Origin of the sequence: Chryseobacterium sp. 1B4 (assembly GCF_036631475.1) — a bacterium.
In the GTDB taxonomy this organism is placed as follows: Bacteria; Bacteroidota; Bacteroidia; order Flavobacteriales; family Weeksellaceae; genus Chryseobacterium.
Map to the genome: position 1 here is coordinate 148768 of NZ_JAPNUF010000013.1, position 13615 is coordinate 162382.

The 13615-nt window shown below is 39.7% G+C and carries 10 protein-coding genes and 2 pseudogenes; 9 read left to right on the forward strand and 3 right to left on the reverse strand.

Going from position 1 to position 13615, the window contains the following annotated elements; all coding sequences use genetic code 11:
* Position 1 precedes the first annotated feature (1 nt).
* From OWR28_RS26165 to OWR28_RS26175, 3 genes are read right to left on the reverse strand one after another with little or no spacing between them, the layout of a single operon-like run.
* Positions 2 to 253 (reverse strand): hypothetical protein, encoded by a 252-nt coding sequence (locus OWR28_RS26165; RefSeq protein ID WP_332389132.1) that lies wholly within the window; start codon positions 251 to 253, stop codon positions 2 to 4.
* The gene (locus OWR28_RS26170; RefSeq protein WP_332389133.1) at positions 250 to 447 is read right to left on the reverse strand and encodes a hypothetical protein; all 198 of its coding nucleotides are present in this window, start codon (positions 445 to 447) and stop codon (positions 250 to 252) included. Before OWR28_RS26170 ends, OWR28_RS26165 begins: the two co-directional genes overlap by 4 nt.
* A gap of 11 nt (positions 448 to 458) precedes the next feature.
* Positions 459 to 704, reverse strand: a complete 246-nt coding sequence (locus OWR28_RS26175; protein WP_332389134.1) for a hypothetical protein — start codon at positions 702 to 704, stop codon at positions 459 to 461.
* Positions 705 to 812: 108 nt separating this feature from the next.
* Between OWR28_RS26175 and OWR28_RS26180 the strand changes: the two genes are divergently transcribed.
* The 9 genes and pseudogenes from OWR28_RS26180 (at position 813) to OWR28_RS26220 (ending at position 13530) form a co-directional block, all read left to right on the forward strand.
* Complete coding sequence (locus OWR28_RS26180) at positions 813 to 1643, forward strand: CPBP family intramembrane glutamic endopeptidase (protein ID WP_332389135.1); 831 nt, start codon at positions 813 to 815, stop codon at positions 1641 to 1643.
* A gap of 41 nt (positions 1644 to 1684) precedes the next feature.
* Positions 1685 to 2260: an RdgB/HAM1 family non-canonical purine NTP pyrophosphatase gene (rdgB, locus tag OWR28_RS26185; RefSeq protein ID WP_376746461.1), complete on the forward strand. Its 576-nt coding sequence runs from the start codon at positions 1685 to 1687 to the stop codon at positions 2258 to 2260.
* Positions 2261 to 2328: 68 nt separating this feature from the next.
* Positions 2329 to 3241 (forward strand): annotated as a pseudogene (locus OWR28_RS26190) (ribonuclease Z).
* A 7-nt stretch (positions 3242 to 3248) separates the two neighbouring features.
* Positions 3249 to 4019: a TIGR02757 family protein gene (locus OWR28_RS26195; RefSeq protein ID WP_433987035.1), complete on the forward strand. Its 771-nt coding sequence runs from the start codon at positions 3249 to 3251 to the stop codon at positions 4017 to 4019.
* Positions 4020 to 4029: 10 nt separating this feature from the next.
* Positions 4030 to 4599 (forward strand): DUF1003 domain-containing protein, encoded by a 570-nt coding sequence (locus tag OWR28_RS26200; RefSeq protein ID WP_332389136.1) that lies wholly within the window; start codon positions 4030 to 4032, stop codon positions 4597 to 4599.
* A 188-nt stretch (positions 4600 to 4787) separates the two neighbouring features.
* The gene (locus tag OWR28_RS26205) at positions 4788 to 7148 is read left to right on the forward strand and encodes a choice-of-anchor L domain-containing protein (protein ID WP_332389137.1); all 2361 of its coding nucleotides are present in this window, start codon (positions 4788 to 4790) and stop codon (positions 7146 to 7148) included.
* Between the two features lie 218 nt (positions 7149 to 7366).
* A pseudogene (locus OWR28_RS27455) lies at positions 7367 to 8661 on the forward strand (choice-of-anchor L domain-containing protein); the annotation flags it as partial.
* 72 nt (positions 8662 to 8733) lie between these two features.
* Positions 8734 to 10899: an Ig-like domain-containing protein gene (locus OWR28_RS26215; protein WP_494168546.1), complete on the forward strand. Its 2166-nt coding sequence runs from the start codon at positions 8734 to 8736 to the stop codon at positions 10897 to 10899.
* Between the two features lie 378 nt (positions 10900 to 11277).
* The gene (locus OWR28_RS26220; protein WP_332389140.1) at positions 11278 to 13530 is read left to right on the forward strand and encodes a choice-of-anchor L domain-containing protein; all 2253 of its coding nucleotides are present in this window, start codon (positions 11278 to 11280) and stop codon (positions 13528 to 13530) included.
* Positions 13531 to 13615: the final 85 nt, after the last annotated feature.

A 13615-nucleotide genomic window follows, 5' to 3' on the forward strand; every position in this document is an offset into this window, starting at 1 on the left:
ATTAATTCTTGGTTTCAGTTAACAAAAAAACGAGCCCGCATATAAGTGCCGTAATTATGAGTGCTGCCAGAAATAAAAGCCAGGCTCCCAAAGAAATCCCTTTGCGGTTCACTTTCCAGGTTTCGGTATCAATAGAATAGCTGCGGAAAACGAGAGGATCTACCTTTAAATCAGGGCGGAAAGCAACAATGCCGTGCAGAAAATGAGCATACAAAGCAGATTTGTTTTTTACCACTTTTAAAGGAAGATTCATATCAATACGTCTTGTTGTTTCTTCTTTTTCTCTGATAAGATTGTTACTTCCAGTAAAGGAGCGATTCCTGATCCTAACGGATTTATCTTGTAAATATCAAAATCCCGTTTTGAAGGCCGGAGATCTGTATAAAGGATCTGATCCACAATTTTATTTTGTGAATTATAAAATGAAAGCCCGGTTTCATCAATCACAATTTTGCAGGCTATTTTTTTCTTTTGATGATATAATAACGGATAACAGGAATCAGAATCAGTAATGAAAGTCCCCAGCCGATCAGGGTAGGGTACAGCATGGCTTCAAATCCTCTTTTATAAATTCCGTAAACAGGACCCAAAACGAAAAGCAAAGCGAAAGGAATAAAGATCACAAAGAAAAGAGCATTCAGGACAACAGTCATCCACCTGTTGGTGGTAGACTCAATTCTTTGGAATGGAAATTCTGTTTGCATTTTGTGATGTTCATGGATAAAGGAACGAAAATAAGAAAATCCTTTTTTAGTTGCCTGTGGCAGTCAAAAAAATTATCTTTGTTTCTGATAAACTTTTACAGATAAAGGATGGAAAATAGCAAATATCCGAAGTTTACTTTTACATGGATTGGCGGTGTTGTTTTGGTGGTTGGATTATTCGTAGGAACAATGGCTGTTTCCTTATTCAGCACTTTTTGGAAAGTTGTTTTCAGGGAAAATATTGAACTAAAAGACTGGTTTCTGATGGTGGCGAATTCCGTGGGATTCCTTACTGCAATTGTTTTTTTTGACTTTCTCATCGTAAGACGTACCACCCAAAAGAGGCTTAACTTTAACTTATCATCGGTTAATTTTTCCACATACCTTCTTATTTTCCCAATGATGGCCGGGATGATGTTTATTTCTGAGTTTGTTGCCGCTCAGATTCCTACAACAGGGCCGTTTTTCGGGGACTTTTATGAATATTTTACTCAGTTGATGAGTCAATTAACTGATAATCCCGTTGTAATGATTATTATGACGGTAATTATGGCTCCGGTTTTTGAAGAAATTATATTCAGGGGAATTATTCAGAAAGGATTGATCAACAAAGGAGTGAAGCCCTGGAGAGCCATTTTGTATGCCTCTGTTATTTTTGGAGTTGTTCACGGAAATCCATGGCAGTTTATCAGTGCAGTAATGCTGGGCTGTGTGCTGGGATTGGTATATCATAAAACAAAATCTTTGCTGTTGCCGATACTGCTGCATGCATTTAATAATTTAACCCTGTCTTTACTGGTACTATACGGTAAAGATGAGAGTTTTGCGAAGGTCCTTCATATTTCAGAATGGCTTGTATTGGCTGCAGGAATTGTACTTTTTTCTTTATTCTATTATCTTTTTATGAAAAAGTATAAAGTGCATTATGCTGAAATGTAGGTAACCTGATTAAAAAAGTAAAATTGAAAATGAATATAGAAATGGAATTATTAGTAGCTACCCACAACGAACATAAAAAAGAAGAAATACAGCAGATCCTGGGGAATGGGTGCGTTGTGAAAAGTCTTACCGATTACAATATTCACGAAGAAATTGTGGAAGATGGAGATTCTTTCCATGCCAATGCCCTGATCAAGGCCAAATATTGCTTTGAAAAAACAGGCATTCCAAGTTTGGGGGATGACAGCGGTCTGGTTGTAGAGTCTTTGGATGGAAGACCTGGGATTTTCTCTGCCCGTTATGCCGGAGATCATGACTTTGCAAAAAATATTGAAAAAGTACTGGAAGAAATGCAGGGCATTGAAAACAGGAAAGCTTATTTTGTGACAGTTCTGTGCTACTATGATGAAAACGGGGCCCAATATTTTGAAGGCAGGGTTCACGGAAATTTACTCACAGAAAATAAAGGCTTTAAAGGATTCGGATATGATCCGATTTTTGTTCCTGAAGGATATGAAAGAACCTTTGCAGAAATGGATCCTGCAGATAAAAATAAGATCAGCCACCGTAAGCAGGCATTAGATTTATTTATGGATTTTTTAAAAGTGACTGATTAAGTTTAAATATCAGGGCAAAACGTCCATTTGGTTTTTCTGTTGTACATTTGTCATCATAAATTATTGATTTGAGTACTTATTTAACAATATTAGGCTTTAATTCAGCGATTCCAACCATCAACACATCACCCACAGCCCAGCTGCTGGAAATGGAAGAAAGACTTTTCCTGATCGATTGTGGAGAAGGTACACAGGTACAGCTGAGAAAAGCGAAAGCAAGATTTTCAAAAATCAATCATATTTTTATTTCCCATCTTCACGGCGACCACTGTTTCGGGCTGCCGGGACTTATTGCTTCTTTCCGTCTTTTGGGAAGAGAAACCCGCTGCATGTTTATGGTCCGAAAGGAATTAAAAAATGCTGGAAACCATTTTTCAGATAACAGAAACCCACCGTGGTTTTGAAGTGGTTTACCATGAGCTGGATAAAGATTATTCTGAAAAAATATATGAGGACAACAGGATAGAGGTATATACTATTCCTTTGGATCACAGGATTTACTGTAACGGTTACCTTTTTAAAGAAAAGCCGAAAGACAGGCATCTTAATATGAAAGAGATTGCTAAATACAGCGAAATTGAAACCTGCGATTATCATCATATCAAAGCAGGGAAGGACTTTGTACTGAGTGACGGTTATGTTCTTAAAAATGAGATCCTGACTGTTGATCCGGCTCCATCAGTTTCCTATGCATTCTGTAGTGATACCCGATATCTTGAAAGCGTTATTCCGATTATCAAAAATGTGACGGTTTTATATCATGAATCTACTTTTTTACATGATCTGAAAGAGATGGCGGATTATACAGGACATACCACGGCATTAGAAGCAGCAACCATTGCTCAGAAAGCTCAGGTAGGAAAGCTGATTTTAGGGCATTTTTCCAACAGATACGGCGATCTGACCGTATTTACCGATGAAGCCAGAGAAATTTTTCCCAATACATTCCTGCCAAAAGCATTGGAAAGTGTAAAGATTTAAAATGAATATGCTGAAATTTGAAGAACTGAGAGATTTTCTTAACGAAAAGGCAGATCAGTATAACGCTCCCGATTTTATTGAAAATGACCCGATACAGATTCCGCATCGTTTTTCTTTAAAGCAGGATATTGAAATTGCAGGATTTCTGGCAGCTACGATCTCCTGGGGAAATAGAAAGTCGATCATTAATTCTGCGGATAAGATGCTTGATATGATGGGAAACTCTCCCTATGATTTTGTGATGAATTATTCAGAAAAAGATCTGGAAAATATTCAGGATAAAAGCATTCACAGAACGTTCAACGGGCAGGATTTTTCCTATTTCATCAGACAGTTCAAGAGGATTTATAAAGAAAATGAAAGTCTGGAGAGTTTATTTGAAGTAAAAGAAACGGAGAATAACTTTCTGCACGCCATAGAAAGGTTCAGAAGCGGATTTCTGGAAACAGAAAAGCACAGAAGTCATAAACACATCAGCTCACCTTATAAAAATTCTTCTGCCAAAAGAATTATTATGTTTTTGAGGTGGATGGTGCGCAAAGATAAACGTGGCGTAGATTTTGGAATCTGGGAAAATATAGATCAGAAAAACCTTTCCATTCCTCTGGATGTGCATACCGGAAATATCTCCAGAAAGCTGGGATTGGTTTCCCGAACCCAGAATGACTGGAAAACGGTGGAAGAATTGGATACTGCCATCAGAAAATTTGATGAGAAAGATCCGGCAAAATATGATTTTGCTTTGTTTGGATTAGGAGTAACAAAGGAACTGTTGTAAACATATAAGGATGAAAAAATATAACGAAAAAACAGAAGTTCTTGAAAAAATAGCAGATAAGATTACATCATGGATAGGGTCTATCCAGTCTCTGATTGTCCATACATTACTGTTCATTACCTCGTTTGTGCTTCCGATGCTGGATATTGTCAATTTTGATAAAATGCTTCTGATTCTTACGACAGTGCTTTCTCTGGAAGCTATTTATCTGGCAATCTTCATCCAGATGTCCGTGAACAAGAGCCATGAGAAAATCGAAGATATCCAGGAGGATATTGAGGAGATCAGTGAAGATATTGAAGATATCCAGGAAGATATTGAAGAGATCAGCGAGGATATCGAAGAAATCAGTGAAGACATTGAAGAAATTAACGAAGATATCGAAGACATCCAGGAAGATATTGAGGAGATCAATGAGGAAGAAGATGAAGAAGATCACAATGAAAGAGCAAAAAATGTAATGCTGAAAAGTAATGTAAGCTCGAACAAAAATGAAATAAAGGCTTTAAAAGATATTATATCTCAGCTGCAGAATGAAATCGATCAGTTGAAAAAAGATGATAAACAGACGGAAGAATAGCCGTTAAAACATAAACAGATCATACTATTGATCTGTTTTTTTATGCTATGGGTTTTGTTTTTATGATTTGCAGAAAATGTAACAATAAGGAAAAAATGTTGTGAATCTATCTGTATGTTTATGAAATAGTAATGTTAAAGGCTGATCTAGTATGTTTTTTTTGCTACATTTGAACAAATGAAATTAAAATGTTAACTTATAGACTAAAAAACTATTTTTTCCTTTTTTCTCTTTTACTGATTTCTGTTTCTACATTTTCTCAAACGAGACCTGCCAGAAAATCAGAAAAGATAAAGCCTTCTGCCGCCAGTCTCAGGGCCGGAGCATTCATTGATGTGAATGTACCTCCTTATACCCCTTCAAACTATACTCCGGAGCAGCTGGTAAAGAATATTTTGATTAATGGCGGTACCAACTGTACGACAGCCAACGTTACGAATGTTACTGTATCTCCTAATCATGATGTGACCAACAACAACAGATTCTGGGGATATTTTCATAAAGGAACAACCAATTTTCCCTTTACGGATGGGATTGTGCTGACTACAGGGTATGCTTCTGAAGCAGGTAATAGCTATGTAGCAGCTGTAGGACAATCAGTAGGAACAGGAAGTGATGCTGATCTTGTAGCAGCTACCGGAGCCAATGTTAACTTAACGGATGCAGTAGCCCTTGAATTTGATTTCGTTCCGAATTCCAACCAGGTAAAATTTAACTACATATTCGCTTCCGATGAGTATACTTCAAATTATCCATGTCTCGGTTATTCTGATGCTTTTGCACTGCTGCTGAAGAAAGTAGGGGATCCCACTTATACCAATCTTGCGGTATTACCTGGAACTGCGGGGCCTGTAAGTGCGACCAATATTGTCCCTTCAGGAAATGGATTCACTTGCGGACCTATCAATGCTGCTTATTTTGGAGGATTGGCAAACCCGCATCTGCTTATTAATTATTTTGGAAGAACAACACCTTTAACGGCTGTTGCAGATGTAATCCCGGGGCAGACCTATCATTTCAAAATGGTACTGGCAGACGCAAAAGACTCTACTCATGACTCAGCAGTATTCCTGGAAGGAGGATCTTTTGATGTTGGAATTAAGATTGTAGATGAAACAGGAGTGGTTTTACCGGGAAGCATCAATATGTGTGACAACACACCAAAACAGCTTAAAGCCCAGGTAGCCCCGATTCCGGGAATGACTTATCAGTGGTATAAAGACGGCGTGGCCATTCCGGGAGCAACCAGTGCTATATATATAGCTACCCAGGCAGGAGTTTATACGGTAAAAGTAATGGTTCCGGGGAACCAGTGTCCTAGTGAAGCAACCATTACAATCGTCGGAGGAACAAGTCCTACCGTACAGAATGCTGAACTTAAGCTCTGTACAACACCTTCATTGACTACCTTTAATCTGGAAACGGCAAAACCTCTCATCAGTACAACGCAGGGAGCGGTATTCCGTTTCTATGCAAATCAGGCTGATGCGCAGGCTCAAAATAACAGCTATATTACCAATCTGACCAATTATACAGGTACGGATGGACAAATATTATATGTGCTGGTTTCCAATGGTGCTTTCTGTAGTAAGATTGCTACTTTAACTTTAAGAAAAGAAGAAACACCAACCGCTGTGCTGACAGCTCCAAGATTAAAGATCTGTGCCGGTGAATCCGTATTGTTAACTGCATCCGGAGGGGTAACATATGAGTGGGGTGATGCTGCAGCGGCTACCGGAGGAATAAGAACCGTAAGCCCAACTCAGACAACAACATATACTGTATACGCGATCGGAGCACAGGGATGTAAATCTCTTCAGCCGGCTCGTATTACAATTGAAGTGGTTCCGGCTATAGTTTCAAACCTGAAAGGAGGCCATATCTGTCAGGGTGATAAAATTATCCTGGATGCCGGTTCAGGACCGGGATATACCTATCAGTGGAGTTCTGGCGAAACAAGTCAGAGTATTACAGTAGCTACTCCGGGAGTATATTCGGTAATGATCAGTAACGGAGTTTGTTCAAAAGAGTTTAAAACTGAGGTGATTAAAGCCGTAATCCCTGAAGTGATAAAAGTGGATTATAATGAGAGCGGAACTATGATTATCACGGCAAGTAATCCAAGTAATGGTATTCTGGAATATTCAGTGGATAACGGAGTTACATGGCAGTCTTCAAATGTATTTAACAATGTGCCTAAAAATAAAATCATTTCGATCAGGGTTAGAGTTAAATATACAAGCTGCGTAGGTTTCCTTGAATTTTTTACCTTCGTAATGAAAAATGTAATTACTCCGAACGGGGATAATATTAATGATACTATTGATTTTAGCGGAGTAGTCAACTATAAAGATTTCAGCGGACAGGTTTTCGACCGTTACGGAAGAGAAGTCTTCAAGGCAGAGAAGATCAGGCCGTACTGGGACGGATATTTCCAGGGTAAAAAGCTTCCTACTTCAACATATTGGTATCAGGTAACCTTTGAAGATCCTGCCAGTAAGGAACTTACCGTGAAAACAGGATGGATATTGCTTAAAAATATAGAATAATTAAACTATAACTGAAAGACTGACAATTTTGTCAGTCTTTTTTTATTATTTTAAAATAAACAGAGTTGATATTCTAACATAAATAAATTTGCGTTAGTAATAATGTAAATTGTGTTAACTTGAATTTCAATTAAAAAAAATAGTATTTTTGTTTAAAATAATATAAAATGTTAAATAGGAGGAGAGGAAATTTATTTTTAGCGTTATTTTTAGCTTTCATGGGAAATTTTATTCTGGCTCAGAATAAAGGAAGGGTAGAAATTGCTGCAAAACCTAAGGCTGCTTCTTTAAGGGCTGGTGTTTTTATAGATGTGAATGCACCAAGCTATCCGGAATCCGGCTATCCTATAACCCAGCTGATCAATGATGTTCTCATATCAGGAGGAACTACCTGTACCAGCTCAAGTGTAAGCAATGTAACGGTATCCCCAAATCTGCCTGCAAGCAATCAGAACCGAAGCTGGGGATATTTTAATAAATCAAATACCAATTTTCCTTTCAGTAAGGGGATTATCCTTTCTACAGGGTATGCCAGTAAAGCCGGGAATGTTTTTCAGGGAACTCTAAGTGATGATCTGGGAACCGGAGGAGATGTAGACCTGGCAAACGCTTTGGGAATCAGTAATAATAGCCTTACCAATGCAACATCTATAGAGTTTGACTTTGTAGCTGCTTCTACCGAAATTACTTTCAGATATTTGTTCGCTTCTAAAGAATATCAGCAAAACTTTCCATGTACCATTACCGATGGTTTTGCCCTGTTATTAAAAAAGCATCTGATCCTACTTATACCAATCTTGCAGTGCTTCCGGGAGGAGCAGGACCTGTAAGCGTTACCAATATCCATCCGCAATACCAAAACTGTGGACCTAAGAATGAAGCGTATTACGGAGGAACCAATACAGCTCAGATTGAAACTAACTTTAATGGGCGCACCATTCCGCTGACTGCTCATGCAACGGTAATTCCAGGGGAAACTTATCATTTTAAGATTGTCCTTGCAGACTACCAGGATCCCAACTTTGATTCTGCCGTATTTCTTGAAGCAGGATCATTCGATATCGGAGTGAAAATTCTGGATCCGGCTGGAGTACAGCTGCCTTCATCCGTCAATATGTGTGATAATACCCCACAGACTTTTACAGCTTCTGTGCAGGGACCTAATATAACATACCAGTGGTATCTGGGAACCAATGCGATTCCGGGAGCTACCGGCGCAAGTTACACGGCGACAGCACCAGGTGTGTATACCGTTAAGGTTTTTATCCAGGGTAACAGCTGTCCCGGAGAGGCTACCATTACGGTAGTTGGCGGAACATCTCCCACGGTACAGAATGCCACACTGACGGCTTGTTATGCTGCCGGAAATGCAACCTTTAATTTAACATCAGCACAGGCTTCAATAAGTACAACTCCGGGAGCTGTGTTTTCATACTATACCACACTGGCAGATGCCAATGCAGGAAATGCCAATACAATTCCCAATCCTACCGCTTATCCGAGTGCAGGAGGAACAGTATATGTAAGAGTAGCAACCGGCTTCTGTGCAAAAGTAGCACAGCTTCAATTGGTAAAAGCCCCACAAATGGTTCCTACTATTGCACCGCCGGCAGTACTTACCTGTACCAGCTCTCAGACTACACTGGATGCATCAGCTTCCGTTTATCCGGCAGGTGCAACATTTAACTGGACGACTACCGGAGGAAATATTGTCTCAGGAGGAACTACCCTGAATCCTGTTGTTAACGCTCCGGGAACCTATACTTTAACCATAACGAAAGTTTATCAGCCAGGAAACATTAGCTGTACAGCAATAGGAACTGTAACCGTAACAGGAAACAGCGCTCCGCCTGTTACAGGTCTTACGGCAAGCAAAATAAAAATCTGTAAAGGAGATTCCACAACACTTACCGCTTCGGGCGGAGCTACCTATAACTGGGGTAATGGCCTCACAGGAAACGGAAATACTCAGGTTGTTTCACCTACTGTGACAACTACTTATACCGTAACAGCAGTGGGAGCTAACGGTTGTGCATCCCAAAATCCCGCGAGTATAACAATTGAAGTTTCAGAACCTTTTACAGCACAGAATGCAACATTACATAAATGTTACCAGCCGGGATTAACTTATAATCTTACAGAAGCCCAGCCTCAGATCACCACTACAGCAGGAGTTACTTTTACTTACTACGTCAATCAGGCTGATGCTATTGCTGCTAACGGAAACTTTATTGTAACGCCTACAGCCTATACGCCGCCGGGAGCAAGTCAGACTATTTACGTACTGGTAAGCAACGGAGGATGCAGCTACGTAGTATCATTGCAGTTATTAAGCACAGCTCAGACAACGCTTACGATTGCTGCGCCACAAACAATTACCTGTACAACCCCTCAGATCACAATCAACGCTTCAGCATCTGTAGTGCCTGCAGGATCTACTATTGCCTGGACAACTACCGGAGGAACTATTGTATCCGGAGGAAATACACTGACCCCTGTAGTAAGCGCTGGCGGAACATATACTTTAACAGTTACTAATGTATCACAACCAGGAAACCTGACCTGTACCTTTACGTCAACGGTAACAGTGCAGGAAGATAAGGTACAGCCGGTTGCTGCGCTTGTTTCATCACAACCCCGTATCTGCGTTGGTGAATCTGTAACATTAACAGCTTCAGGAGGAGTAACCTATAACTGGGGTAACGGTCTTACCGGAAATGGAAATACTCAGGTTGTTTCGCCTACTACAACTACGGTATATACAGTATTTGCCGTTGGAGCTAACGGATGTATTTCTGCAACGCCGGCAAGTGTGACGGTTCAGGTAGGCCCGCCAATAGCAGGCCTTACAGCATCTAAATTAAAAATCTGTGAAGGCGAATCTGTAACATTAACAGCTTCGGGAGGTATTACTTATAACTGGGTGGGACTTACCGGAAACGGAAACACACAGATCGTTACGCCTACAGCAACAACAGAATATTCAGTATATGCATTGGGAGGAAACGGGTGTAGTTCTGTTAATCCGGCTAAAGTTACCATTGAAGTAGTTCCTGCAATCGTTTCTACTTTAAAAGATGTATTTGTATGTGCCGGAGATAAAGGAACTCTGGATGCCGGTTCAGGGCCAAACTATACCTATGTATGGAGTACAGGAGCTACAACACAAACTATAACAACTAATATTCCCGGAACGTACTCCGTGACAATCAGCAATGGAGTTTGTTCCAAAACTTTCTCTGCGCAGCTGATCAATCCTGACCTGCCGCAGTTTACAAATATTGTTTACGACAATCATATTCTAACGCTTACGGCAAGTAATCCTACAGGCGGTGTTTTAGAGTATTCTATAGACGGCGGATTGACATGGCAGTCATCAAATGTATTTACAGGAGTTTTGAATAATACCATGTATTCCGTAATGGTAAGGGTGAAAGGAGCTAAGTGCGGTACTTCACTGGATTACTTTACATTCGTCATCAGCAATGCTATTACCCCTAATATGGACGGTATCAATGACACGATAGACTTCTCCGGAATCAGCGGATATAAAGATTTTGCAGCTTCCATCTTTGACAGATATGGAGCAGAGGTATTCAAAGCCGGTAAAGGTGATGTTATCTGGAGAGGATCCTTAAAAGGAATCAATCTACCTACAGGAACATATTGGTACAGGGTACAGTGGGAAAACCCGGCCAGTAAAAAACTGGAACAGCGCTCAGGATGGATTCTTCTGAAAAACAGAAATTAAATATTTTTAAAATAAAAAATAAACAACAAAATCTCTCAGCAATGAGAGATTTTGTTGTTTTTAAAGGGAAACTGTATCGTGTTTCGTGAATTATTTAAAATAGATGGCAAATATGTTAAAACAATACTGCCACACAATTTACGGTTTGTCCGGATAAAGGTTGATTAACGAAAATTTACTGTAAAACATTCTTGTTTTGTTTTTTTAATGTAAAAAATATAAATATGTATATGAGATATTTAAAAAAATTAAATTTGTTGAAACAAAAATATTATGAGAAGATATCTACCGCTTTGTTTATTTTTTTTAGTCATCTCGACTTTTTTATTTTCACAGAATCTGCCTCCACGTAAACCCGTAAAAGAAACTCCTTCCAATATGTCCAGAAGGGCAGGTGTTTTTATTGATGTGAACGCTCCGCAGTATGCTGAAAGTAGTTATACTATTGAGAAAATGGTTAAAGATGTATTGATCTCATCAGGGACTAATACCTGTCTTACTCCGAACGTTACCAATGTGAAGATTACTCCTAATCATGCTGCAAGTGATGCCAACAGAGCATGGGGATATTTTCATAAAGCTACTACCAATTTTCCATTTAAAGATGGACTTATACTTTCCACCGGATTTGCAAGAAGAGCAGGTAATGGCTTTGAAGGTGCACTTAATGATGTTAATGGCGGAGGATCAGATGCCGATCTGGCACAGGTAATCGGGGTAGTGGAAAACAGACTGAATGATGCTGTTCTTCTGGAATTTGACTTCGTTCCTACAACCTCGCAGATTAAATTTAATTACCTGATCGCATCAGAAGAATATACAGGTTCATTCCCTTGTAACTTTGCAGATGCATTTGCTATTTTGCTGAGACCTACTTCAGGCGGACCTTATGTAAATATGGCTGTGCTTCCTGGTGGAGCAGGACCGGTAAGTATTACGAATATCCACCCTGCAGTACCAGGCAGCTGTGGTGCCGTAAACGAACAGTACTTTGGAGGATACAATACAGCTAACGTTGAAACCAACTTTAACGGAAGAACAATTCCGTTAACGGCAACAGCAACAGTAGTAGCAGGACAGCAATATCACTTCAAAATGGTAATTGCCGATTTCAGTGACCACAGTTATGACTCTGCGGTATTTCTTGAAGGAGGATCTTTCAATATCGGGGTAGACCTTTTAGATTCAGCAGGAACAAAATTACCTTCAGATATCAATGTATGTGATAATGTACCTCAGGTAATTACGGCTTCTGTAAGTGATCCTAACCTTGTATACCAATGGTATTATAATGGTGCACCGGTACCAAATGCCACTACCAATACCATTACAGCAATACAGCCAGGTACTTATACCATTGAAGTAAGTGTTCCTGGTAACCCATGTCCGGGGAAAGCATCAATAGAAATTCACGGAGGAACAACCCCTCAGGCTCAGGATGCGACATTGCTGCTATGTACCACACCGGATATTACTACGTTTGACCTGAGTACAATTACATCCACCATAAGCCCGACACCGGGAGCCATCTTTAAGTTCTACGAAAACCAGGCGGATGCAATTGCACAAAACGGGAATTATATTCAGACTCCGTTAAACTATAATGGTAACGACGGCCAAATCCTGTATGTGCTTGTTTCCAATGGAGCATTTTGTAGTAAGATTGTAGAACTGAAATTACTGAAAGAAGTAACACCTACGGCTAAAGTAAAAGCTTCCAGAATAAAAATCTGTCCGGGAGAATCTGTAACCCTTACCGCTGAAGGAGGAGATACCTATCTGTGGAGCAATTTCATGGGAACAGGCAATATGCAGACGGTTACTCTATACCAGACTACAACATTTACAGTATATGCAATTGGAACAAAAGGTTGTAAATCCCTTAATCCGGCAACCATAAGAATTGAAGTTACACCGGAAATCACGTCACCATTAAAAGATGTTGAAATGTGTGTAGGGGATACCGTAACCCTTGATGCAGGAGCAGGACAAGGTTTCAAATACCTATGGAGCACGGGTGCTACAACACAGAAAATTAATGTAGACCAATGGGGTATCTACAGCGTGGAAGTTGATAACGGTATCTGTAAAAAAGTTTTTGAAGCCAAAGTAATGGGAGCGGCTACTCCTTTTGTTACCGCTTTAAATTATGAAAGCATCAAGAAAACAGTAACCATCACTGCTGAAAACCCGCCAATGAACAATACACCAAGTACTTTGGAATATTCTTTAGATAACGGAATAACCTGGCAGGCGTCCAACGTGTTCAGCAACCTTTTAGATAATACAAACTATACTGTTTTAGTGAGAAGAGTAGGCACACACTGCGTTGGATCTCTTGAATTCTTTACTTTACAGATCAACAATATTATCACTCCGAACCAAGACGGAATCAATGATGTACTGGACCTTAAAGCTCTCGGAGACTTTAAAAACTTTACAGGTTCTGTATATGACAGATATGGAGTAGAAATGTTCAGGTTCTCAAAAGAAAACCCTACCTGGGACGGAACAGTAGGAGGTAAGAGACTTCCGACAGCTACATACTGGTATAAGTTCAATTTTGAGTATCCAAAATCAAAAGCTCAGATGAACTGGTCAGGATGGATCATGCTGAAGAACAGAAACTAAAATTGATAATGCAACATAAAGAAAGCCTTTCGAATACGTTTGAAAGGCTTTCTGCTTTTACCGGCTAATACAGTCATGTTTAAGT

Excerpts from the sequence above, each read along its gene's own strand:
- OWR28_RS26165 (WP_332389132.1), bottom strand. The coding sequence starts at position 253 with ATGAATCTTCCTTTAAAAGTGGTAAAAAACAAATCTGCTTTGTATGCT.
- OWR28_RS26175 (WP_332389134.1), bottom strand. The coding sequence starts at position 704 with ATGCAAACAGAATTTCCATTCCAAAGAATTGAGTCTACCACCAACAGG.
- OWR28_RS26180 (WP_332389135.1), top strand. The coding sequence starts at position 813 with ATGGAAAATAGCAAATATCCGAAGTTTACTTTTACATGGATTGGCGGT.
- rdgB (WP_376746461.1), top strand. The coding sequence starts at position 1,685 with ATGGAATTATTAGTAGCTACCCACAACGAACATAAAAAAGAAGAAATA.
- OWR28_RS26195 (WP_433987035.1), top strand. The coding sequence starts at position 3,249 with ATGCTGAAATTTGAAGAACTGAGAGATTTTCTTAACGAAAAGGCAGAT.
- OWR28_RS26200 (WP_332389136.1), top strand. The coding sequence starts at position 4,030 with ATGAAAAAATATAACGAAAAAACAGAAGTTCTTGAAAAAATAGCAGAT.
- OWR28_RS26205 (WP_332389137.1), top strand. The coding sequence starts at position 4,788 with ATGTTAACTTATAGACTAAAAAACTATTTTTTCCTTTTTTCTCTTTTA.
- OWR28_RS26215 (WP_494168546.1), top strand. The coding sequence starts at position 8,734 with ATGGTTCCTACTATTGCACCGCCGGCAGTACTTACCTGTACCAGCTCT.
- OWR28_RS26220 (WP_332389140.1), top strand. The coding sequence starts at position 11,278 with ATGTCCAGAAGGGCAGGTGTTTTTATTGATGTGAACGCTCCGCAGTAT.